General features: G+C 66.5%; 20 protein-coding genes and 1 rRNA gene. 6 read left to right on the plus strand and 15 right to left on the minus strand.

Annotated features, from left to right (window positions below; genetic code table 11):
• Nucleotides 1-972: a bile acid:sodium symporter family protein gene (locus AC5P6E_RS11905; protein ID WP_043400036.1), complete on the plus strand. Its 972-nt coding sequence runs from the start codon at nucleotides 1-3 to the stop codon at nucleotides 970-972.
• Nucleotides 973-1158: 186 nt separating this feature from the next.
• On the opposite strand, the gene cyoE is transcribed toward AC5P6E_RS11905, so the two are convergent.
• Genes cyoE through AC5P6E_RS11925 form a run of 4 tightly spaced genes read right to left on the minus strand, consistent with a single transcriptional unit; the run spans nucleotide 1159 to nucleotide 4551 of the window.
• Nucleotides 1159-2052 (minus strand): heme o synthase, encoded by an 894-nt coding sequence (gene cyoE, locus AC5P6E_RS11910; RefSeq protein WP_019336364.1) that lies wholly within the window; start codon nucleotides 2050-2052, stop codon nucleotides 1159-1161.
• A 4-nt stretch (nucleotides 2053-2056) separates the two neighbouring features.
• On the minus strand, nucleotides 2057-3220 hold the full coding sequence (locus tag AC5P6E_RS11915; protein WP_019336365.1) for a COX15/CtaA family protein: 1164 nt from the start codon (nucleotides 3218-3220) through the stop codon (nucleotides 2057-2059).
• A 10-nt stretch (nucleotides 3221-3230) separates the two neighbouring features.
• Complete coding sequence (locus AC5P6E_RS11920; protein WP_026347289.1) at nucleotides 3231-3800, minus strand: redox-active disulfide-containing membrane protein; 570 nt, start codon at nucleotides 3798-3800, stop codon at nucleotides 3231-3233.
• A 13-nt stretch (nucleotides 3801-3813) separates the two neighbouring features.
• A complete protein-coding gene (locus AC5P6E_RS11925) occupies nucleotides 3814-4551 on the minus strand; it encodes an SURF1 family protein (protein ID WP_049435045.1) in 738 nt (245 codons plus the stop codon).
• A gap of 57 nt (nucleotides 4552-4608) precedes the next feature.
• Between AC5P6E_RS11925 and AC5P6E_RS11930 the strand changes: the two genes are divergently transcribed.
• Complete coding sequence (locus AC5P6E_RS11930; RefSeq protein WP_010484233.1) at nucleotides 4609-4827, plus strand: twin transmembrane helix small protein; 219 nt, start codon at nucleotides 4609-4611, stop codon at nucleotides 4825-4827.
• Nucleotides 4828-4847: 20 nt separating this feature from the next.
• On the opposite strand, the gene AC5P6E_RS11935 is transcribed toward AC5P6E_RS11930, so the two are convergent.
• The 6 genes from AC5P6E_RS11935 to AC5P6E_RS11960 are packed head-to-tail and all read right to left on the minus strand — an operon-like array spanning nucleotide 4848 to nucleotide 9662.
• Nucleotides 4848-5723: a cytochrome c oxidase subunit 3 gene (locus AC5P6E_RS11935; RefSeq protein ID WP_005412024.1), complete on the minus strand. Its 876-nt coding sequence runs from the start codon at nucleotides 5721-5723 to the stop codon at nucleotides 4848-4850.
• Nucleotides 5724-5736: 13 nt separating this feature from the next.
• Nucleotides 5737-6327: a cytochrome c oxidase assembly protein gene (locus AC5P6E_RS11940; protein WP_049435044.1), complete on the minus strand. Its 591-nt coding sequence runs from the start codon at nucleotides 6325-6327 to the stop codon at nucleotides 5737-5739.
• A complete protein-coding gene (locus AC5P6E_RS11945; RefSeq protein WP_495230983.1) occupies nucleotides 6324-6542 on the minus strand; it encodes a hypothetical protein in 219 nt (72 codons plus the stop codon). Before AC5P6E_RS11945 ends, AC5P6E_RS11940 begins: the two co-directional genes overlap by 4 nt.
• Nucleotides 6543-6550: 8 nt before the next feature.
• Complete coding sequence (gene ctaD, locus AC5P6E_RS11950) at nucleotides 6551-8158, minus strand: cytochrome c oxidase subunit I (protein WP_005407790.1); 1608 nt, start codon at nucleotides 8156-8158, stop codon at nucleotides 6551-6553.
• Nucleotides 8159-8217: 59 nt separating this feature from the next.
• Nucleotides 8218-9174, minus strand: a complete 957-nt coding sequence (gene coxB, locus AC5P6E_RS11955; RefSeq protein ID WP_143994163.1) for a cytochrome c oxidase subunit II — start codon at nucleotides 9172-9174, stop codon at nucleotides 8218-8220.
• Between the two features lie 11 nt (nucleotides 9175-9185).
• Nucleotides 9186-9662 carry a DUF2244 domain-containing protein gene (locus AC5P6E_RS11960; protein ID WP_004153894.1) on the minus strand — a complete coding sequence of 159 codons (477 nt, stop codon included), beginning with the start codon at nucleotides 9660-9662 and terminating at the stop codon, nucleotides 9186-9188.
• 274 nt (nucleotides 9663-9936) lie between these two features.
• Between AC5P6E_RS11960 and putA the strand changes: the two genes are divergently transcribed.
• Entirely contained in the window at nucleotides 9937-13155 is a 3219-nt protein-coding gene (putA, locus tag AC5P6E_RS11965; RefSeq protein ID WP_019338980.1) for a bifunctional proline dehydrogenase/L-glutamate gamma-semialdehyde dehydrogenase PutA, read from the plus strand.
• Nucleotides 13156-13243: 88 nt separating this feature from the next.
• Here putA and pnuC read toward each other — a convergent pair whose 3' ends face one another.
• Entirely contained in the window at nucleotides 13244-13816 is a 573-nt protein-coding gene (gene pnuC, locus AC5P6E_RS11970) for a nicotinamide riboside transporter PnuC (RefSeq protein WP_019338979.1), read from the minus strand.
• A gap of 141 nt (nucleotides 13817-13957) precedes the next feature.
• The gene (locus AC5P6E_RS11975; RefSeq protein WP_010484240.1) at nucleotides 13958-15307 is read right to left on the minus strand and encodes an outer membrane protein transport protein; all 1350 of its coding nucleotides are present in this window, start codon (nucleotides 15305-15307) and stop codon (nucleotides 13958-13960) included.
• 228 nt (nucleotides 15308-15535) lie between these two features.
• Between AC5P6E_RS11975 and AC5P6E_RS11980 the strand changes: the two genes are divergently transcribed.
• Nucleotides 15536-16228 (plus strand): rhomboid family intramembrane serine protease, encoded by a 693-nt coding sequence (locus tag AC5P6E_RS11980; protein WP_010484241.1) that lies wholly within the window; start codon nucleotides 15536-15538, stop codon nucleotides 16226-16228.
• Nucleotides 16229-16311: 83 nt separating this feature from the next.
• Here AC5P6E_RS11980 and AC5P6E_RS11985 read toward each other — a convergent pair whose 3' ends face one another.
• Both AC5P6E_RS11985 and AC5P6E_RS11990 read right to left on the minus strand, forming a co-directional pair.
• Nucleotides 16312-17808: a S41 family peptidase gene (locus AC5P6E_RS11985; RefSeq protein WP_495230984.1), complete on the minus strand. Its 1497-nt coding sequence runs from the start codon at nucleotides 17806-17808 to the stop codon at nucleotides 16312-16314.
• Nucleotides 17809-17916: 108 nt separating this feature from the next.
• On the minus strand, nucleotides 17917-19215 hold the full coding sequence (locus AC5P6E_RS11990) for a murein hydrolase activator EnvC family protein (RefSeq protein WP_197654676.1): 1299 nt from the start codon (nucleotides 19213-19215) through the stop codon (nucleotides 17917-17919).
• 95 nt (nucleotides 19216-19310) lie between these two features.
• On the opposite strand from AC5P6E_RS11990, the gene AC5P6E_RS11995 reads away from it, so the two are divergent.
• The gene (locus AC5P6E_RS11995; RefSeq protein WP_019338882.1) at nucleotides 19311-19973 is read left to right on the plus strand and encodes a DUF4097 family beta strand repeat-containing protein; all 663 of its coding nucleotides are present in this window, start codon (nucleotides 19311-19313) and stop codon (nucleotides 19971-19973) included.
• Nucleotides 19974-20059: 86 nt separating this feature from the next.
• Nucleotides 20060-21769 carry a M20/M25/M40 family metallo-hydrolase gene (locus AC5P6E_RS12000; protein ID WP_019338881.1) on the plus strand — a complete coding sequence of 570 codons (1710 nt, stop codon included), beginning with the start codon at nucleotides 20060-20062 and terminating at the stop codon, nucleotides 21767-21769.
• A 281-nt stretch (nucleotides 21770-22050) separates the two neighbouring features.
• On the opposite strand, the gene rrf is transcribed toward AC5P6E_RS12000, so the two are convergent.
• Nucleotides 22051-22148, minus strand: a 5S ribosomal RNA gene (rrf, locus tag AC5P6E_RS12005); the annotation flags it as partial.

Below are 22148 nucleotides of genomic sequence, written 5' to 3' on the forward strand. Positions count from 1 at the left end.
ATGACCCGCTGGTGGTCGCGCCTGCGACCGGACAACTTCACCCTCGCCCTGCTGTGCACCGTCGGCCTGGCCTCCCTGCTGCCGATGAAGGGCGCCGCCGCCATCGTCCTCGATGATGTCACCACGGTCGCCATCGCCGCGCTGTTCTTCCTGCACGGCGCGCGCCTGCCGCGCGAGTCGATCATCGGCGGCATGCTGCACTGGCGGCTGCACCTGACCATCCTGGCCTGCACCTTCATCCTGTTCCCGCTGCTGGGGCTGATGTTCAAGCCGCTGTCGGGCTGGCTGCTGACCCCGGAGCTGTACCTGGGCGTGCTGTTCCTGTGCACCCTGCCCTCCACCGTGCAGTCGTCCATCGCGTTCACCTCGATGGCGCATGGCAACGTACCGGCAGCGGTGTGCAGTGCCTCGCTGTCGAGCATCCTCGGCGTGTTCCTGACCCCGCTGCTGCTGACCGCGCTGGCCGGCACCTCCGGCGGCGTGCACGATCCGCTGCATGCGATCGGCGGCATCATGCTGCAGTTGCTGGTGCCGTTCGTGGCCGGCCACCTGCTGCGGCCGTGGATTGCCGGCTGGGTGGAGAAGCAGCGTGCACTGCTGCGCTACACCGACCAGGCCACCATCCTGCTGGTGGTGTACTCGGCCTTCGGCGAGGCAGTGACCGAAGGGCTGTGGAGCAAGACGCCGCTGCTCTCGTTGCTGGCCGTGGCAGTGGTGGCCGCGGTGCTGCTGGGTATCGCCATGCCGCTGATCACCTTCATCGCCCGCCGCCTGCGCTTCAACCGCGAGGACGAGATCGCCATCGTGTTCTGCGGCTCGAAGAAGAGCCTGGCCACGGGTGTGCCGATCGCCAAGGTGCTGTTCGCTGGTGGCAGCCTCGGTGCCATCGTGCTGCCGGTGATGATCTATCACCAGATCCAGCTGATCGTCTGCGGTGTGATCGCGCAACGGTATGCGCGGCGCAAGCCCTGACCCGACCGGGAGACATCCACGCATGGCGTGGATCTACTGTAGAGCCGAGCCCATGCTCGGCTGATGCCTGTGATCCGGAGTGGATCCACGCCATGCGTGGATGCTCCTGCCATCAGACCGGGTCAGAGCCCCGCTGGGGATCTGACCCTGAGTCGAGCATGGCTCGACTCTACAAAGGGCAGCCGGTCACAACCAGGGCAGGATCCAGTGGTCCACCAGCAGGAAGGCGAACAGCGCCATCAGGTAGACGATGGAGTAATAGAACATCTTCATCGAGAACAGTTCGTCCGGCGGGTTCAGCATGCGCCAGGCGTACCAGAGGAATACGGCGTTGAGCACGATCGCGCCGCCCAGGTAGAACGCGCCGCTCATGCCCACCAGGTACGGCAGCAGGCAGACCAGTGCCAGCACCACCGAATAGACCATGATCTGCTTGCGGGTGTGCACCACGCCATGGGTCACCGGCAGCATCGGAATTTCCGCCTTGGCGTAGTCCTCGCGGCGGAAGATCGCCAGCGCCCAGAAGTGCGGCGGTGTCCAGATGAAGATGATCAGCACCAGCAGCGACGAGTACGCCCAGTCCGACGAGCCCTGCATGCCGGTCACTGCGGCCCAGCCCAGCATCGGTGGCATCGCGCCGGCCAGGCCACCGATGACGATGTTCTGCGAGGTCGCACGCTTGAGGTACACGGTGTAGATCACCGCATAACCGATCAGCGAGGCGAAGGTCAGCACCGCGGTGATCAGGTTCACCCACAGCACCAGGATCACCATCGACAGCACGATCAGCACGCCGGCGAACACCAGCACCTGCCACGGCTTGACCTTGCCCACCACCAGCGGACGCCACGAAGTGCGCGCCATCTGCGCATCGATGTGCGCATCCAGCAGCTGGTTGATCGCGGCCGCGGCCGAGGCCGCCAGCCAGATGCCGAGGAAACCGAGCACGCCGGCGCGCACCTGCCCCCAGCTGGGCACGCCGGGGATGGCCAGGACCATGCCGACCAGGGCAGTGAAGACAATGAGGGCGACGACCTTGGGTTTGGTCAGGTCCCAGTACTGGCGGTAATTGGAAAACATGGAATCAGTCCGGGGCACGCAGGCGGGCCAGCAGGCTGACCAGCACGAACAACAGGGCAACGGCCACGCCGTTGTGGGCCACCGCCACTTCCAGCGGCAGCGCCAGCTTCACATTGAGGATGCCGAGGGTGACCTGCAGCACCAGCAGCGCGATCAGCGCACTGGCCCAGCCACGCATGCTCGGCAGGCGGAACAGGCGCACGCCCAGCCACAACAGGTAGACGGCCACCACCACCGCGAACAGGCGGTGCGCCATCTGGATGGCGATACGCGAGGCGCCATCCAGCACGCCGCCTTCGTAGTCCACGCCGATGCCGCGCCACAGGGTGAAGCCTTCGACGAAGTTGTGCTGCGGCCACCACTGGTTGGCGCAACGCGGGAAGTTGTCCAGCGAGGCGCTGCCGCCGCCGCAGGCCAGCGCCGCGTAGTTGGCACTGACCCAGCCCCCCAGTGCGATCTGGGTGACCAGCACCGCCACGCCGATGCGCAGCATCCACTTCAGCTTCGGTGCTTCGGCCAGGGTGATCGGCATGTGCGTTGCGCGCCAGGCCATCCACACCAGCAGCGCGAACATCAGCATGCCGCCCAGCAGGTGGCCCATCACTACGATGGGTTTCAGCAGCAGGGTCACCGTCCACATGCCCAGCAGGGCCTGGAAGATCACCACCGCCAGGGTCAGCAGGGCAGCGCGCGCCAGGTCGATGTTGCTCCAGCGCAGCGCCGCGATCAGCAGGATCGCCTCGCCTATCAGGGCCAAGGCGCTGGCGGTGCCATGCCAGCCCATCATGTACAGCGGTATGCCGGCGGCCACCAGTACGCAGGCGGTCACCACCGCCGTGCTTCCGAATCGCCGCTTGCGCGTGGCCAGCAGCGCCAGGGTCAGGATCTCGATGCCCAGCGCGCCGGCCAGGAAGCGATGCACCTGCTCACGCCAGGCCTTGTGGGTTTCCAGCGGGCGGATCTCCGCCGCCGGATGGCCGATGGTCTCTTCCACGTGCTGCGGCCAGGTGGCCTGTCCATAGCAGGTCGGCCAGTCCGGGCAGCTCAGGCCGGCATCGGACAGGCGCACGAAGGCGCCGAACATGATCGTGCTCGCGGTCATGATCATGGCGAACCACGCCAGGCGGTGGAAATTGCGGTGCAGCGCCGGACGCGCGGAAAGGCTCATCAAACGGGACTCACTTCAGTTTCAGCAACGTGGCCATGTCCTTGCGCAGGCCACCCAGGTCACTGCCGGGGGCATGGCGCATGATCACGAAGCCGTTCGGATCGATCACGTAGACCGGCAGGCCAGCCGGATCGTCGACGCCGGGCAGGGCCGCGCGCAGTGCTGGCGACGGTGCCAGCGGCCGCAGCGCGGGCAGCGAGGCGATCGACGCCGGTGGCGTTCCCAGCCACAGGATTTCGACATTATCGGCGTTATGGCCGAACAGCTGCCACACCTTGCCCAGTCCCTGCGACAAAGTGACGCACTGCGCGTCGCAGACTCCGGCCGGCGCCACCAGCAGGCGCCAGGTACGGGCCTCGGGATTCCACGGATAAGGCTGGCCGCTGGCCAGGGTCGGCGCCTGCTGGCGCAGGTCCACCGGCGGCTTCAGCAGCTGGCCTGCATTGCGGTGCCCGGTGGGCTGCCAGCCGGAGAAGCGCAGTACGGCAGCCAGTGCCATCGCCCCGAAGAACACGGCAAACAGCAGCACCAGGGTCCGGCGGCCGGAGCCGCGCGCCTGCGGGGACGTAGCAGTGTTCATGCGGGGCATTTTCTCATGGTTGGGTACGGGATGCCGGTCGGGCCACGGCGCGCCTCCTGCGCCATTCCAGCACCAGCGCCACCACCAGCACGGTCAGGGCCAGGCCGAACCACTGCACGGCGTAGCCCAGGTGACGCTGCGGTGGCAGCGTGTTCGGCAACAGGTCCAGATCACGTTCGTCGCCGAAGGGCAGCGCCGGGTCCAGGCGCAGTACACGATCGGGAAGTGACTGCACCCCCAGCGCGCGGGCCAGGCCTTCGGCCGGCAATCGGCTGGCCAGCCAGCGGCCCGCTTCCCCCGTGGCGGAGAATGCGGGACCGAGTGCCAATCCGGCCGACGGCGGCGGCGCCAGCAACCCACGTACGGCCACCGGCGAAGGGGGTGCCGGCACATCCGGCAGGGTGCGATCCGGCGGCAGCGCGCGCCATCCCAGATCGACCAGCAGCACGCTGCCCTCGTCACTGCGGAACGGGCGGTAGATCTTCACGCCCGCGCGGCCGTGCCGGGTCTGATTGTCCAGCAGCACCACGCCGGGAAGGAAGCGGCCGTGGTCGGCCACGCCATGCAACGCACCGGGCGCTGCGAGCGCCTGCGCCAACGACAGTACCTGCGCTGCGGCTGGACCTTGTGCATCCAACATTGCCTGTTTGGCATGCATGCGCTGCAGCTGCCACAGCCCCAATGCGGTGAAACCGGCCATTGCCAGCACGGCCAGCAGCCATCCGAAAACGCGCGTGTGCTGGCGCATCATGACAAGTCCGCGCAAACGCGGTCAGATAGGCCCATCCACCCTGCCCTCGAGCCGCGCATGAGTGATTCGCTGAAGACCCTGCTGGTAATCGCGTTTCTGATCGTCATTGTCTGGAATCTGGGCGCCGGCCTGTATTACCTGCTGGTCGACCGCGGCCAGACCAAGCGCACGGTCAACGCACTGACACGCCGCATCGGGGTGTCGGTGGCCTTGATCGTACTGGTGATCGTGAGCATCTACATGGGCTGGATCAAACCGCACGGCATCGGCGGCTGAGGCCACCGATGCGTGCGCGGTCAAAGCACGTAGACGAACATGAAGAGCATCAGCCACACCACGTCGACGAAGTGCCAGTACCACGCGGCGGCTTCGAAACCGAAATGGTTGTCGCGGGTGAAGTGGCCCTTGGCCGAACGCAGCCACATCACGATCAGCATGATCGTGCCCAGCAGCACGTGCGCGCCGTGGAAGCCGGTCAGCATGAAGAACGTCGAACCATAGATTCCCGAGCCGAGCGTCAGGTTCAGTTCCTTGTAGGCGTGGATGTACTCCTCCGCCTGCAGGGTCAGGAAGCCGAGGCCGAGCACCACGGTCAGGCCCAGCCAGATCAGCAGCTGGCGGCGGTTGCCGGCCTTCAGTGCATGGTGGGCGATGGTCAGGGTCACGCCGGAGGTGAGCAGGATCAGCGTGTTGATCAGCGGCAGGCCCCAGGCCGGGATGGTCTGGAACGCGCCGCCGATCGCCGCCGGGCCATTGGTCGGCCATCCTGCCGAATAGCCCTGCCAGAGCAGTTCGTTGGTCATCACCCCGCGACCTTCGCCACTGAGCCACGACAGGCCCAGGTTGCGGGTATAGAACAGTGCGCCGAAGAAGGCGCCGAAGAACATCACCTCGGAGAAGATGAACCAGATCATCCCCATCCGGAACGAACCATCGACCTGGTGGTTGTAGTTGCCGGCCTGCGATTCACGCACCACGTCGCTGAACCACCAGAACAGGGTCAGCACCAGCATCGCGATGCCGATGTAGAACGTCCAGCGTCCCCAGCTGGCATCGTTGAGCCAGCTGGCCACGCCGACCATGGTCACCATCATCGCGATGGAACCCACGAACGGCCATTTGCTCTGGGCCGGGACGAAGTACACGTTGGCGTCGGTCGGTGTCTGGGCCATGTCGGTATCCGGGTCAGGGTGCGGCGTGCGCGCCTTCGGAGGTGGCCGCAGGGGCCAACCGGTCCGAGAGTGCGTCGTTGCGGTAGAAGGTGTAGGACAAGGTGATCGTCCTGATTTCCGGCGGCAGATCCGGATCGACGATGAAGCGCACCGGCATGTCGCGCTTCTCGCCGGCCTGCAGCGTCTGCGCGGTGAAACAGAAACATTCGGTCTTGCTGAAGAAACCCGACGCACGCGCCGGTGCCACCGAGGGCACCGCACTGCCCACCACCGCCTGCTGGCTGTCGTTGCGGGCGAAGTACAACGCTTCGTTGAGCTCGCCGGGCACCACGTCCATGGTCAGCTGCTCGGGGTGGAACGACCACGGCAGGCGCGAGTTGACGCCGCCATCGAATTCCACGCGTACGGTGCGCTTGCCGGACGCCGCACCCGCACTGGCTTCGCTGCCGGGGCCGCGCTCCAGGCGCACACCGAACACCTTCTCGCAGGCGATGCGGTACAGCGGCACCAGCGAGAACGTCAGCAGGAACACCGCCACCGCCACGCCGATCAGGCGCGGCAGCCCGGCACTGCGTGAGGTCCCGGTGGCCGGTGCGTCGCTCATCGGCCGATCACCCCACTGAGGATGAAGCCGACGTAGACCAGCACCGCGATGGCGCCGACCCACATCGCCGTGCGTTTGGCGCGCTGGCGTTGCTGTTCGATGCCGTTTTCCGGGGCCTCGCCCGGGCTGTTGTAGAGCCGAGCCATGCTCGGCTGCTTTTCGTCAGCCGAGCATGGCTCGACTCTACAGATCTGCAGCGGGCTCTCGTTATGCATGCCCCACCTCAGTGCGTGATGTCGTCATGCGCCAGATCCCCCGGGCGGATGGTCGGCGGCGTGGTGAAGGTGTGCGCCGGTGCCGGCGACGGCAACGTCCACTCCAGCCCACGTGCGCCTTCCCAGGAACGGGCCTCGGCCTTCTCGCCGTTGCGCAGCGAGGACAGCAGGATCGCGGCCATCATGAACGGCGTGACGAACATGCCGAACGCACCGATCGAGCTGATCAGGTTCCAGTCGGCGAAGGCCACGCTGTAATCGGGAATGCGGCGCGGCATGCCGGCCAGGCCGAGGAAGTGCTGCGGGAAGAACAGCAGGTTGACGAACACGATCGACCACCAGAAGTGCACCTTGGCCCACTTCTCGCTGTACATGCGCCCGGTCCACTTCGGCCACCAGTAGTACACCGCGGCAATCAGCGCGAACACCGCGCCGGTCACCAGCACGTAGTGGAAGTGGGCGACCACGAAGTAGGTGTCGTGGTACTGGAAGTCGGCGGCGACGATCGCCAGCATCAGGCCGGAGAAGCCGCCGATGGTGAACAGGATGACGAAGGCCACCGACCACAGCATCGGCGCCTCGAACGTCAGCGAGCCGCGCCACATGGTGCTGACCCAGTTGAACACCTTCACGCCGGTCGGGATCGAGATCAGCATGGTGGCGAACATGAAGTAGATCTCGCCACCCAGCGGCATGCCCACGGTGAACATGTGGTGGGCCCATACGATGAACGACAGGAATGCGATGGCGGCGGTGGCGTACACCATCGCCTGGTAGCCGAACAGCGGCTTGCGGCTGAAGGTCGGGATGATCTCGCTGACCACGCCGAAGGCGGGCAGGATCATGATGTAGACCTCGGGGTGCCCGAAGAACCAGAAGATGTGCTGGTACATCACCGGGTCACCGCCACCGGCGGCATTGAAGAAGCTGGTGCCGAAGAACTTGTCGGTCAGCAGCATGGTCACCGCGCCGGCCAGCACCGGCATTACCGCAATCAGCAGGAAGGCGGTGATCAGCCAGGCCCAGCAGAAGATCGGCATCTTCAGCAGGTCGATGCCCGGCGCACGCATGTTCAGCACGGTGGCGATGATGTTGATCGCACCCATGATCGAACTGATGCCGGCCACGTGGATCGCGAACACGCTGAAGGCCACGTTGTAGCCGCCCTGCAGCGACAGCGGCGGATACAGCGTCCAGCCACCAGCCGGCGCACCACCGGGCAGGAACAGGGTCAGCAGCAGCAGGCTGAAGGCCACCGGCAGCAACCAGAACGACCAGTTGTTCATGCGCGGCAGCGCCATGTCCGGCGCGCCGATCTGCAGCGGGATCATCCAGTTGGCCAGGCCCACGAAGGCCGGCATCACGCCACCGAAGATCATCACCAGCGCATGCACGGTGGTCATCTGGTTGAAGAACTCGGGCTTGACGAACTGCAGGCCCGGCTGCGCCAGCTCGGCGCGGATCACCACGCTCATCGCCGCACCGATGATGAACATGATGAAGCTGAAACCGAGGTACAGCGTGCCGATGTCCTTGTGGTTGGTCGAGAAGAACCAACGCTCGAAGAAGCTCTGGTGGTGATGGTGATCGTCGTGCCCAACTGCCGAGTGCGCCATTGCAAAACACCTCTCAGAATCGGTTGTCACCACGGCCGCGAGCGGCCGCGGGCTTTACATCACGCGCCGCTGGCTGCGGTGGCAGGTGCGCTGCCCGCTTCTGCAGCAGCAGGCGCAGCCGGTGCTTCGCCCGCCGGTGCAGTCGGTTCGGCCGGTGCCGCAGGTGCCGCCGGCGCGGCTGGCGGCGCCGGCTTGCGCTGCGCCAGCCACTGCTTGAAGTCTTCCTTGGACACCGCCTCGACCACGATCGGCATGAAGCCGTGGTCCTTGCCGCACAGCTCTGCGCACTGCCCGCGGTACACGCCGGGCTGCTCGATGCTGGTCCAGGCTTCGTTGATGAAGCCGGGGATGGCGTCCTGCTTCCAGCCCAGCGCCGGTACCCACCAGGCGTGGATCACGTCGTCGGAGGTGATGACGAAACGCACCTTGGTATCGACCGGCAGCACCAGGCGGTTGTCGACATCCAGCAGGTAGTGCGGATGGCTCTCGCGGGTCGGCACGACGCCGCTCTGCCGCACACGGTCGGACTCGCGGTCCAGGCGGCTGGTGAAGGTGACGTTCTCGCCGAGGTATTCGTACTTCCACATCCACTGGTAGCCGGTGACCTTCACCGTCATCTCGGCATCGCGGGTGTCGTACATCTTGATCAGGTTGGCCGTGGCCGGCCAGGCCATCACGATCAGGATGATCACCGGGATCACCGTCCAGATCACCTCGGCCTTGGTGTTGTGGCTGAAGGTGGCGGCGACCGCGCCCTTGGATTTGCGGAACTTGAACATGGCGTAGGCCATCGCCCCGAACACGATGACGCCGATCACCGTGCAGATGATCAACGACAGGTTGTTCGATTCCCAGGCCAGGCGCGAGGTCTGGGTCACCCCCTTGCCCATGTTCAGCTGCCACGGCTTGGGATCGGCCGCCTGGGCCCAGGCCAACGCCGGCATCAGTCCCCCGGTCGCCAGCACTGCGGCAACCGCGTTCACGCACTTCGTGCCCCACCTGCTGCTTTGCTTCATTGCCTAGACCCTTAGCGTCGTCGGTTGCCGCCATCGCTGGCGGCGAGCAAGCTTTCAAGTGTCTCTGCAAGCGTCTGACGTTCGGCCGGCGCGAGGAAACTCCCCACCTCCACCTGCCGGCCGCTGGATGCCAGCCGGACCCTCTCATCGTCGGTGAGCAGGCGCACCCAGTGGGGGTGGGCCCGGAACACCGGCGATCCACCGGGTACGGGAATGACCTCCACGTACGCCGGCACTACCCGGATCTCCTCCTGCCGTTCACCGCTGCGCCACAAGGCACGCAGCGCGGCCGCCAGCACCAGGCTGTACAGCAGCGCGAACAGGGGGGCGAATGCATTGCCGGCCAACCACCCGAGGGCGGACACCAGCCACATCGCACCCGACAACACGGTGAACAACAGGACGAACTGCCGGGCATCGAGCGCCCGTGGGGGACGCAGCCGCAGCTGCGTACCTGACCCATCCGGAGCTGGAAGCACCTCGATCATGTCGCAACCGCGTTCCTGCCGCGGGAAACGTCTCGATGGTAGCCCCGCCCTCTCGCCGGTAGCAAGGGTGCATTCACACTTTTTCCCATGCTGCAACACAGCATGAGGTCGGCGACACAAATGACGAATTCAGCACAAATTCTTCCGAGCTTGCTGAACACGCTGAATCCACCGCAGCTAGGGGCTATCAGCACTTCATCAAGGTGGCTGCGGGGCACTTCCGGAACCCGCAAAAATGATTAAAATCGCCAAGTTTTCCACTGGCCGGACCGGCATGAACGCACCTTCCTCCTCCCCTGCCGCCCACGACGCTCCGCGTCCCGGCGCGCTGCTGTCGCCGGAACTGCCGGCGCCCCCCAACCCGTTCCGCCAGGCCATCACCGATGCCTGGTTGAAGGACGAGGCCAGCCATGTGCGCGAGCTGCTGGCGCAGGCCCGCCTGCCCGCCGAGGAACAGGCCAGGGTGCAGGCGCTGGCCGCCGACCTGGTCGGCCGCGTGCGCGTGCGTGCCAAGGACCAGGGCGCCATCGAAGCCTTCATGCGCCAGTACGACCTGGGCAGCGAGGAAGGCGTGCTGCTGATGTGCGTGGCCGAGGCGCTGCTGCGCATTCCGGACCAGGACACCGCCGACAAGCTGATCCGCGACAAGCTGGCCGATGCCGACTGGGAAAAGCACCTGGGCGGCAGCGACTCGGTGCTGGTCAACGCCTCCACCTGGGGCCTGATGCTGACCGGCAAGCTGGTGCAGATGAACGATGCCACCCGCGCCGATGCGCCCAGCGCGTTCAAGCGCCTGGTCGGCCGCGTGGGTGAGCCGGTGGTGCGCCTGGCCGTGCGCCAGGCGATGAAGATCATGGGCCACCAGTTCGTCATGGGCCGTACCATCAGCGAAGCGCTGTCGCGCTCGCACAAGGGCGACAACGCGAACTACCGCTACTCCTTCGACATGCTGGGCGAAGGCGCGCTGACCATGAAGGACGCGCTGCGCTACCTGGAAGACTACCGTCGTGCGATCCACGCCATCGGCGGCGATCACAAGGCACGCGGCGGCCGTCCGGACGGCGACGTCAACAACGCCCCGGGCATCTCGATCAAACTGTCGGCGCTGTACCCGCGCTACGAGCACGCCAAGCGCGAGCGCGTACTGAAGGACCTGGTGCCGGGCGTGCTGGAACTGGCACAGCTGGCCAAGAGCTACGGCATCGGCTGCACCGTCGACGCCGAAGAGTCCGACCGCCTGGAACTGTCGCTGGACATCATCGAGCAGGTCTTCTCCGATGCCTCGCTGTCCGGCTGGGATGGTTTCGGCGTGGTCGTGCAGGCCTACCAGAAGCGCACGCCGTACACGATCGACCACCTGGCCGACATGGCACGCCGCGCCGGTCGCCGCCTGCAGGTACGCCTGGTCAAGGGCGCCTACTGGGACGCCGAGATCAAGCGCGCGCAGATCGAAGGCTATCCGGGCTACCCGGTGTTCACCCGCAAGCAGAACACCGACGTGTCCTACCTGGCCTGCGCAAAGCGCCTGTTCACGCATGCCGATGCGATCTACCCGATGTTCGCCACGCACAACGCGCACACCATCGCCGCAGTGCGCAGCATCGCCAATGGCGGCGTGTACGAGCACCAGAAGCTGCACGGCATGGGTGACGATCTGTACGCCGAAGTGGTGCCGGCCGATCGCTTGAACCTGCCCTGCCGCGTGTACGCCCCGGTCGGTTCACATGAAGACCTGCTGCCGTACCTGGTGCGCCGCCTGCTGGAAAACGGCGCCAACTCCAGCTTCGTCAACCGCATCACCGACGAGCGCGTGCCGATCGCCGACCTGATCCGCGATCCGGTCGAGATGGTGTCCTCGTTCGAATCGATTCCGCATCCCAAGATCCCGCTGCCGGTTGACCTGCTGCGCAGCCAGAACCACGACAGGAAGAACTCCATGGGCGCCAATCTCGCCAACGACAACGAACTGCGCGCCCTGGCCGAGCAGATCAACGCGGCTGTGAAGCCCTGGCAGGCCGCGCCGCTGGTACCGGGTGCGAACCCGGCCGGCGCCGCGCTGCCGGTGACCAACCCGGCCGACACCCGCGAAGTGGTCGGCCAGTGGCTGGCCGCCGACGCTGCCACCGTGCAGAAGGCCCTGGCCAATGCCGTGGCCGCGCAGCCGGCCTGGAACCGCACCCCGGCCGCCAGCCGCGCCGCCATCCTCGAGCACGCCGCCGACCAGCTGGAAGCGCGCATGCCGGAGTTCATGGCGCTGTGCGTGAAGGAAGCCGGCAAGAGCCTGCCCGACAGCATCGCCGAAGTGCGCGAAGCGGTGGATTTCCTGCGCTACTACGCCAAGCAGGCACGCGAGCAGTTCAGCCACGCCGAGAAGCTGCCGAGCCCGACCGGTGAATCCAACGAGCTGCAGCTGCACGGCCGCGGCGTGTTCGTCTGCATCAGCCCGTGGAACTTCCCGCTGGCGATCTTCCTGGGCCAGGTGGCCGCTGCACTCGCCGCTGGCAACAGCGTGATCGCCAAGCCGGCCGAGCAGACCAACCTGATCGGCTACTACGCGGTGAAGCTGCTGCACGACGCCGGCGTGCCGGCCGAGGTGGTGCAGTTCCTGCCGGGCGACGGTGCCACCGTCGGTGCCGCGCTGACCGCCGACCCGCGCGTGGCCGGCGTGGCCTTCACCGGTTCCACCGACACCGCCCGTGCGATCAACCGCGCGATGGCCGCACGTGACGCCGCCATCGGTGTGCTGATTGCCGAGACCGGCGGCCAGAATGCCTTCATCGCCGATTCCTCGGCGCTGCCGGAACAGCTGGTCAAGGACGCGATCGGTTCGGCCTTCACCTCCGCCGGCCAGCGCTGCTCGGCCGCGCGCGTGCTGTTCGTGCAGGACGACATCGCCGACAAGGTGATGACCATGCTGGCCGGTGCGATGAAGGAGCTGAAGGTCGGCAACCCCGGCCTGCTGTCCACCGACGTCGGCCCGGTGATCGACGCCGATGCACTGAAGATCCTGCAGGACCACGCCGAACGCATGGACCGCGAAGCGCGCCTGATCGCTGCCGCCGAGCTGTCCGCCGAAGCCGCCAATGGCACCTTCTTCGCACCGCGCGCGTACGAACTGAAGGACCTGGGCCAGCTGCAGAAGGAAGTGTTCGGTCCGGTGCTGCACGTCATCCGCTGGAAGGGCGACCAGCTCGACGCGGTGATCGACCAGATCAACGCCACCGGCTACGGCCTGACCCTGGGCGTGCATTCGCGCATCGACGAAACCGTTGATCGCATCAGCAACGGCGTCCACGTCGGCAACGTCTACGTCAACCGCAACCAGATCGGTGCGGTGGTCGGCGTGCAGCCGTTCGGCGGCCAGGGCCTGTCCGGCACCGGTCCGAAGGCCGGCGGCCCGCACTACCTGCTGCGTTTCGCCACCGAGAAGACGGTGACGGTGAACACCACCGCCGCAGGCGGCAACGCTTCGCTGCTGACCCTGGGCGACTGATCGCCCGGTTGATGCGGCAAACGAGAAACCCCGCGAAAGCGGGGTTTTTTGTGCTTTTTTTCCTGTAGAGCCGAGCCCGTTCTCGGCTCTACACCCGCATCAGATTGCGCCAGTGGCGCAACGCCACCAGTGCGTTGATCCAGAAGCCCACGTACAGGATCGAGGTCAGATGCAGGCCACGGCTGTAGTACAGCGGCACCGCGACGGTATTCACCAGCAGCCACACCCACCACGATTCCAGCTTGCGCCGCATCATCAGGATCTGGGCGATCACGCTCAGCACCAGCACCGCCGAATCGATGTAGGGCGCGTAGGCGTTGGTCAGGCGGGTCAGCATCCAGCCGTAGCCGAAGGTCGCCACCACCGCCAGTGGTGCCAGCCACGCCCAGGCACGCGGTCGCAATGAGGTGATCGGCAGGGGTGCACCGTGGTCGCCGCGCAGCCACTGCCACCAGCCCAGCACGCTGATGGCGATGAAGAAGAACTGCAGCACCATGTCTGCATACAGGTGAGAGCGCTCGAACACCGCCGCGAACAGCGCGCAGCCGACGATGCCCAGCCACCAGGTGTGCACGTTGTTGCGGCCCGCCAGCAGGATCGAGCCGGCGACGGCGATGTTGGCGGCCAGCTCCAGCTGGAAATTCGGATCGGACAGGTTCATCGCGCTATTGTCGTGGATCCACGCGCTGCGTAGGCAGTCGGCTGGATCCACACCCTGCGTGGATGCCCCAAAGCGTTCCACAAAAAAGAAGGCCCCGCTTGCGCGGGGCCTTCCGTGTACTGCGTCAGGCCGAGGCCTGGATCAGAACTTGTACTGGAACGAAGCAGCCAGCACGTCGCCACGGACCTTGTACTTGCCCGACAGCGAGTTGCCCTGGTTGGCAGTGGTCGCACGCACGTTCACGTTCGGATCGCTGGTGAACAGGTGGGTGTAGCCAAAGTTCCACTCGGTGTTCTGCGACGGGGTCCAGCCCACGCCCAGCGACAGCCACTTGCGGCTGGTATCCGGCACGCGGACGTCGCGGTGGGCGTCGGTGGTCGGGGTCTGGTCCAGCGCAACACCACCGCGCAGGGTGACGGTGTCGCTCAGCTTGTAGTCGGCGCCCAGCGACACGAAGGTGGTGTCACGGTAGCCGAACTCCAGGACCGAATCCGCCTGCGGCGAAGCGTAGTCGACGGTGACGCTGTCAAAGGCGGTCGACCAGGCGGTGCGGGTCACGTCGCCCATCACGGTCCAGCGGTCGTTGACCTTGTGGGTCACGCTCAGGGTGGCCGAGGCCGGCATGGTCACCGTGGCCTTGCCGCTGGTGTCCATGAACCAACCGCGGGTACGCGGCGAGTTGGTCAGCAGGGAACGGGCGCGGTCGGCGCCGCTGAAGGTCGCATCACCACCGGTGATCTTGTGCTCGACCTTCGAACGGTAGCTCAGGCCGATGTGGGTGTTCTCGTCGATCGAGAACAGGCCACCGACGGTCCAGCCCACGGCATTGTTGTCACCCTCGATCTTCAGGGTGCCATCGGCGCTGCCCGGGGCGAAGCCCGGAGCGCCGGCACCGGCCAGGATGCTGCCGTAGTCGACGGCGTTGCTCAGCTCGATGGTCAGGTGTTCGACGAACACCGACGCGCCGAAGGACACGTACGGGTTGACGTCATACGACGCGGCGAAGCCGAGGTCGATGGCCTTCAGATCGGTCTTCAGGCCGCTGTAACGACCGACCCAGCCGTTGTCGTATTCGGTCTTGAAGCCGAACGGTGCGGTCAGCGACACACCGAAGTGGGCCTTCTCGCCGATCGGCATGTGGAAGTACGCGGCCGGAACCGGAGCGATCATGCCGGCGTCGCCGCCGTCACCACCGGTCTGCGGACGGCCTGCTGCATTGCGGCCCTGGCCCTTGAACTCGGCCTTGAAGCTGATGGCGCTCAGGTCGCCCTGGACCAGGGTGCCATCGAGCTGGCGCATGCCGGCCGGGTTGACGGCGATGATGGAGGCGTCGCCTTCGGCGCTGCCGGAGCCGGCGAACGCGCGGCCCAGGCCCTTGGCGCTGTTTTCCTTCAGCTGGAAGGCAGCGGCATTGGCGTCGGCAGCAGCCAGCGCACCGGCAACGCCGACGGCCAGCAGGGTCAATCGGGCAATGGTGGAAGCGGTTTGCATCGTAGTTCTCTCTCTCCGGTAAGCGGTGATGGTGCTCTGAGTGCGCCTGCGCCCGGCGGGCCTTGGGGCCCTTCGGAGCGCGCCGGATTCCCCTCCCGACATACGACGCCGTATGCGAGTATTACCCAGACCTGTTAATGAAACAATAACAGCGCAGGCGCTTTTTTCGTCTCAAAAGCTGAACAGGACAATCCCCGCCGTAAGCGCCCTCACGCTAGGCTAGTGCCCATGTTCGTCTCCCTCCCGTCGCGCAAGAAGGCAGCCCTGCGCTGGGCCACGCCCGTGCTGTTTGCGGCACTGTGGCTGGCGTTCCTGTGGTCGATCTCGCGTCCGGATGACGCCCGGGGCAGCCTCTGGCTGGACTGGGGCGCCCTGTCCACCGGCCTGACCCACCCGCTGGACTGGTGGGCGACCCTGCAGGACGGCAGCGTGCTGCGCCTGTTCACCGCCCTGTTCCTGCACGCGGACTGGTCACACCTGCTGGGCAATCTGGTGTTCCTGCTGATCTTCGGCCTGCCCGCCGAACGGGTGCTGGGCCCGTGGCGCCTGCTGCTGCTGTTCCTGGTCGGCGGTGCGGTGTCCAATCTGGTGGCCATCTACACCATGGGCAGCCCGGACCAGATCATCATCGGTGCCAGCGGTGCGGTGTCAGCGCTGATCGGCGCCTATCTGGCCCTGTTCCCGGGCGCCCGGCTGGGCGTGGTGATCCCGCTGGGCCTGTTCCTGGAGTTCGTGCGCGCCCCGGCCTACCTGCTGATCGGCGTATGGGCCGCCCTGCAAGTGGTGTTCGCCCATATCGGCCCCAGCTTCGGCATGGTGGCTTGGTGGGCGCACATCGGTGGCTTCTTGTTCGGCCTGCTGTACGGCGTGTACGTGCGCGCCGCGATCGCACGCCGCCTGCGCAAGCGGCACGGCTTCTGACCCCCTGGGGTGCCGGCCGCTGGCCGGCGTCACGCTCACCCGCTCGTTCGTAGATCAGTCGAGCACGGCTCGACGCTACAGAATCAGGGCTTGGCCGGAGCCGGTGCGGGCTTTGCTTCCGGCTTTGCTTCCGGCTTTGCTTCCGGCTTTGCTTCCGGCTTTGCTTCCGGCTTTGCTTCCGGCTTCGGTTCGGCCTTCGCTTCCGGCTTCGCAGTTGCGGCCTTCACGGCCTTCGCCGCATCTGCCTTCGCCGCTTCGGCCTTCAAGCGTGCAGCCACCGAACCCGGATTCTTCAGTTCGGCCAGCGCGTCGTTGATCGGGCCATCGCCCGGCAGTACGGCGCCGGCGTGGTAGCCCTCGGTGCCTTCGTCGTCACCGCGCAGATGGCCCGGCAGGGTCGCTTCGCTGTAATCGCTCAGGCTGGCCGGCAGCGCCTCGTCTTCCGGGCGCGCCGCAGGCTTCAGTTCGACCTCCGGCACGATGCCGGTGGCCTGGATCGACTTGCCGCTGGGCGTGTAATAACGCGCGGTGGTCAGCTTCACCGAATCACCGTTGTCCAGCGGCAGCACGGTCTGCACCGAGCCCTTGCCGAAGGTGCGGCTGCCGACCACGCGGGCGCGCTTGTTGTCGCGCAGTGCGCCGGCCAGCACTTCCGAGGCACTGGCCGAACCCGCATCGACCAGCACCACCACCGGTGCCCCCTTCAACAGATCGCCCGGGGTCGCATCGAAGCGTGCATCGCTGATGCTGATGCGGCCGCGGGTGCTGACGATGTTGCCCTTGTCGAGCAGGTCGTCGGCCACCTGCACGGCAGCGGTCAGCAGGCCACCCGGGTTGCTGCGCAGATCCAGCACCAGGCCCTTGAGCTGGCCACCGGACTGCTTCTGCAGCTGCTGCACGTGCTTCTGGAAGTCCGAACCGGTGTCGGCCTGGAACGTGCTCAGGCGGATGTAGCCATAGCCGGGTTCCAGCAGGCGGCTGCGCACACTTGTCACGCGGATGGTCTGCCGGGTGAGGCTGACATCGAAGGGTTTGGGCTTGCCTTCGCGCACGATGGTCAGCACGACCTTGCTGCCGGCCGGGCCGCGCAGCGGTTCGCTGGCATCGATCGCGCTGATCGGCTTGCCGTCGATGGCGATGATCAGGTCACCGGCGAGGATGCCGGCCTTCGCCGCCGGCGTGTCGTCGATCGGCGAAATCACCTTCATGCTGGCATTGTCGGGCTGCTGCTGCAGCTCCACGCCGATGCCTTCGTAGGCGCCGCTGGCCTGTTCGTCGAACGCCTGCGCGTCTTCCTTGTTGAAGTAGGTGCTGTGCGGGTCGAGGTCGAGCAGCAGGCCACGCACCGCGGCCTGCATCAGCTTCTTGTCATCGACCGGATCGACGTAGGCGGCCCGCACTGCGTTGTAGACGGCCACGAAGCGGCGGATGTCCTCCAGCGGCACCTTCGAGGTCACCGCCTCCTCGCTGCTCGCTGCCTGCCCGCCGGTTTCCTGGCTCGGGGCGGGCGCGGTCTGCTGCGCCCAGGACAGCGCTGGCAACAGGGCCAGCAAGAGGGTGGCGGTACGGGCTGCGCGCATGGATCACTCCTGTCGACGGTGGCATGGTGCCCAAGGCACATGCACCGATTATGCGCGAAGCACAGCTAAATTCCCGTTGAATCCGCCCTGCACGCGGAAGCGCTGGATTCAGCGCCGCTGCAGCCAGCTGTCAGGATTCACCGGTTGCCCGCCACGACGCAGCTCGAAGTACAGCGCGGTGACACCCTGGCCGCCGGAATTGCCGACCTTGGCCACCGCATCGCCACGACTGACCCGTGCACCGGCGTCCTTGAGCAGGGTGTCGTTGTGGGCGTACAGGCTCATGTAGCCGTTGCCGTGGTCGACGATCAGGATCATGCCGTAACCGGTCATCCAGTCGGAGAACACCACAGTGCCATCGGCCACCGCGGTGACGGTGCTGCCGGCCGGTGCACCGATCAGCACGCCGCTGCTGGTGCGGCCATCAGGCAGCTTGCCGCCATAGCGGGCCAGCAGGTTGCCGGACAAGGGCCAGCCCAGGCCACCGACCTTCGGCGCCGGTGCCGACGCCACCGCCGGCGGAACCTTGGTCGGCGGCGGCGGGCGGCCCTGCGCAGCGGCCTGGCGTGCGGCCCGCTCGGCAGCGGCCTTTTCGGCGGCGGCTCGGCGTGCAGCCGCGCGACGCTCGGCCTCGGCGCGGGCGGCGGCCGCGCGCAGATTGGCCAGCAGTGTTTCCAGCGCCTTGGCGTCCTGGCCCAGCGCCTGTTCCTTCTCGCGCTGGTCCTTGAAGCGTTCGTCCAGCGAGGCCACGGTCTTGGCGCGATCGCGACGGTCGGCTTCCAGCGCCGCCGCCTGCTGCTTCTGGTCCTGTTGTGCACCCTGCAGCTTCTGCTTGCGCTCGGCGATCTGCGCCTGCAGCGCTTCCAGTTCCTTCAGGTCGGCGGTCAGCGTGGTGATCCGCTGCGCACGCTCGCGTTGCAGGTAACGATGGTAGGCCAGGGCGCGATTGGCATCGGCTACCGTGTCCTGCGACAACAGCAGCTTCAGTGGTGCGTGGTTGCCCAGCTGGTAGGCTGCACGCAGCAGGCCGGCCAGCTCGCGATGCTGCTGGGCGAGGTTGGCCTGCAGCGTGCTGCGGCGTTGTTCGGCCTCGGCCAGGGCCCTTCCCTGCTCGCGCAGCGCGGTTTCCGTCTGCGCAAGCGCACGGCCGGTGCGGGCCACCTTCTCATCTGCCTCGCGCAGCTGCTGCGAGGCCTGGCCACGCTGGCCTTCGATCTGCCGGCGCTCCTGCGCCACGCCCTTCAGCTCACTGCGCAGTTTCTGCAGCTTGCGCTCGGTCTCGCGCGTGGTCTGCGCGGCACCCGGCAACGGCAACGCCAGTGCCAAGGCCAGCCCCAACAGCAGGCAGCGCCCGCCGCGGGCAGCGGCGATGTGATGTCGGCGTGATGGGAAGACGTTGTTGCGCAAGGGCTTTCCAGTGACTTCAGGCAGTTGCGGGGGATACCGGGGAATGGTGACATCTCCGCACGCGGCCTGCCAGCCGCACATCCATCGAGGTCCCCATGAAAGCTCTCTCCATTCCGCTGCTGTTGGGCGTACTGCTGGCCACCGGACCGGTCTGCGCCCAGGAGAACATCAGCAAGGTCAACGGCAGCATCAGCGCCGAACCCGGCCAGCGCTACGGCAAGCTGGACACCGTCAACGGCGGCATCCGCGTCGGCGAAGGCGTCGAGACCGGCAGCATCGACACCGTCAACGGCGGGGTGAAGGTCGCCGATCGCGCGCGCACCGGCAAGATCGAAACGGTCAACGGCGGTGTGCGCCTGGGCCGCGACGTGATCGCCCATGGCAACGTCAGCACCGTCAACGGCAGCATCTTCAGCGATCGCGGCAGCCAGATCGAAGGCGGCGTTGAAACCGTGAACGGTGGCATCGGGCTGGTCGAAAGCCGCGTCGGCAACGACGTGGAAACCGTCAACGGTGACATCACCGTGGGCATCGGTTCGCAGGTCAAGGGCGGTGTGCACGTGCGCAAGCCGAACTTCAGCGTCTCGCTGACCGCCAGCCGCAAGCCACGCGTCATCATCGGCCCGAATGCCGTGGTCGACGGCCCGTTGCAGTTCGAGCGCGAGGTGGTGCTGTACGTGCACCGCACGGCCCGCATCGGCCCGGTCACCGGCGCCGAGCCGATCCCGTTCGACACCGAAACCGCTCCGGCGGACTGAGCACACCGCGCCCATCGGTTCGGTGATACTCGCTGTTACCGGTCGTACACGAGGTACGGCCGCCCTTTGTTTTCCAGGAATCGACGATGCCCCGCAAACTCCTCCTGTGCCTGGCCGCTGCGGCCGCGCTCAGTGCCTGCAAAGGCGAAGACACTCCGGCGCCCGCGCCGGCCACCGACACCGCCGCTGCCAAGCCGGCGGCCCATGCGTTCTCGCCGGAGATCAACGCCGGCGACTTCGCCGAGATGGTCAAGACGCTGGCTTCGGATGAATTCGAAGGCCGCGCCCCGGGCAGCAAGGGCGAGGAACTGACGGTCAACTACATCCGCGACCAGATGCAGCGCATCGGCCTGCAGCCCGGCAACGGCGACAGCTGGTTCCAGGATGTGCCGATGACCGAGACCACGGCCGACTCATCGACCGTGTTGAAGATCACCCAAGGTGGCAAGACCACCGAGCTGAAGTTCGGTACCGACATGGTGGTCGGCACCCGTACCGGCCAGGCCGAGGTGAAGGTCGATGCCAGCGACCTGGTGTTCGTCGGCTACGGCGTCGATGCGCCGGAGCAGAAGTGGAACGACTACGCCGGCCAGGACTGGAAGGGCAAGACGGTCGTCATGTTCGTCAACGACCCGGGCTTCCATGTCGATGACGCGAAGCTGTTCGACGGCAAGCGCATGACCTACTACGGCCGCTGGACGTACAAGTTCGAGGAGGCCGCTCGCAAGGGCGCCGCTGCCGCGCTGATCGTGCATGACACCGCCGGTGCCTCCTATGGCTGGGACGTGGTGAAGAACTCCTGGGCCGGGCCGCAGTACGACCTGCCGGCGAAGGATGACCCGGAAGCCCGTATTCCGGTGCAGGGCTGGCTGAGCGCCGACGCCGCCAAGGCGCTGTTTGCCGGTGCCGGCCTGGACCTGGCGCAGGCTTACAAGGATGCGAGCAAGCGCGGCTTCAAGCCGGTACCGCTGAAGGCCACCGCCGCGGTCGACCTGAAGAGCCAGATCGCGCAGAAGCAGTCGCGCAACGTGGTGGGCGTGCTGCCGGGCAGCAAGCGTGCCGACGAGGCCGTGCTGTACCTGGCGCACTGGGATCACCTGGGCAAGCATGAGGGTGAGACCGGCGACAACATCTACAACGGGGCGGTCGACAACGCGACCGGCGTGGCCGGCATCCTGGAGGTGGCTGAAGCGATGGCCCACCAGGAGCCGAAGCCGGAGCGTTCGGTGGTGTTCCTGGCGGTGACCCTGGAAGAATCCGGCCTGCTGGGCTCGAAGTACTACGTTGCCCATCCGACCTTCCCGCTGGACAAGATCGCCGGTGTGATCAACATCGACGCGATGTCGGTGGCCGGCCGCGCGAAGGACGTGACCGTCACCGGCTTCGGCAGCTCGGAGCTGGAAGACATCCTCAAGCCGCTGGCTGCGGCCCAGGACCGCACGCTGCATGGTGAAACCTCGGTGCAGAGCGGCTTCTACTTCCGTTCGGACCACTTCAACTTCGCCAAGGCCGGCGTGCCGGCCCTGTACGCCGATGGTGGCGAGGATCTGCGAGAGGGTGGCGTGGACGCCGGCCGCAAGGCTGCGGCGGACTACGGTGCCAACCGCTACCACGGCCCGAAGGATGAGTTCGATGCAGCCACCTGGAAGCTGGACGGCACCGTCGAGGACCTGCAGCTGATGTACGGCGTCGGCAAGGAACTGGCCGGCGGCGATCGTTGGCCGAACTGGTACGAGGGCAACCCGTTCAAGGCGGCCCGCGACGCGATGATGAAGGACAAGGCCCCGGCCAAGTAAGTCGGGCCATGCTCGACTGAACATCGTTGAGCGCAGAGCGGCGCCCCACGGGGCGCCGTTTTTTTTGTGCGCTGCGCCCTTGGTGGGTGCCAACCTTGGCCTGCTGTGTGTAGCGGCCAACCTTGGTTGGCGCCTTGGTTCCTTGCAGGGAGCATCCACGCATGGCGTGGATCTACCGCTGATCCCTCTGCTATCGGTAGTCGCCAACCGTGGTTGGCCCCGCCGCTCGCGGCGGTCAAAGAAAAACCCCGCTGCGTGAGCAGCGGGGTTTTGGGTGTAAACCCTGGCGATGACCTACTCTCGCATGGCTTGAGCCACACTACCATCGGCGCAGCTGCGTTTCACTTCCGAGTTCGGGATGGGATCGGGTGGTTCCACA

This window comes from Stenotrophomonas sp. YJH_SMC_16, from assembly GCF_059367875.1.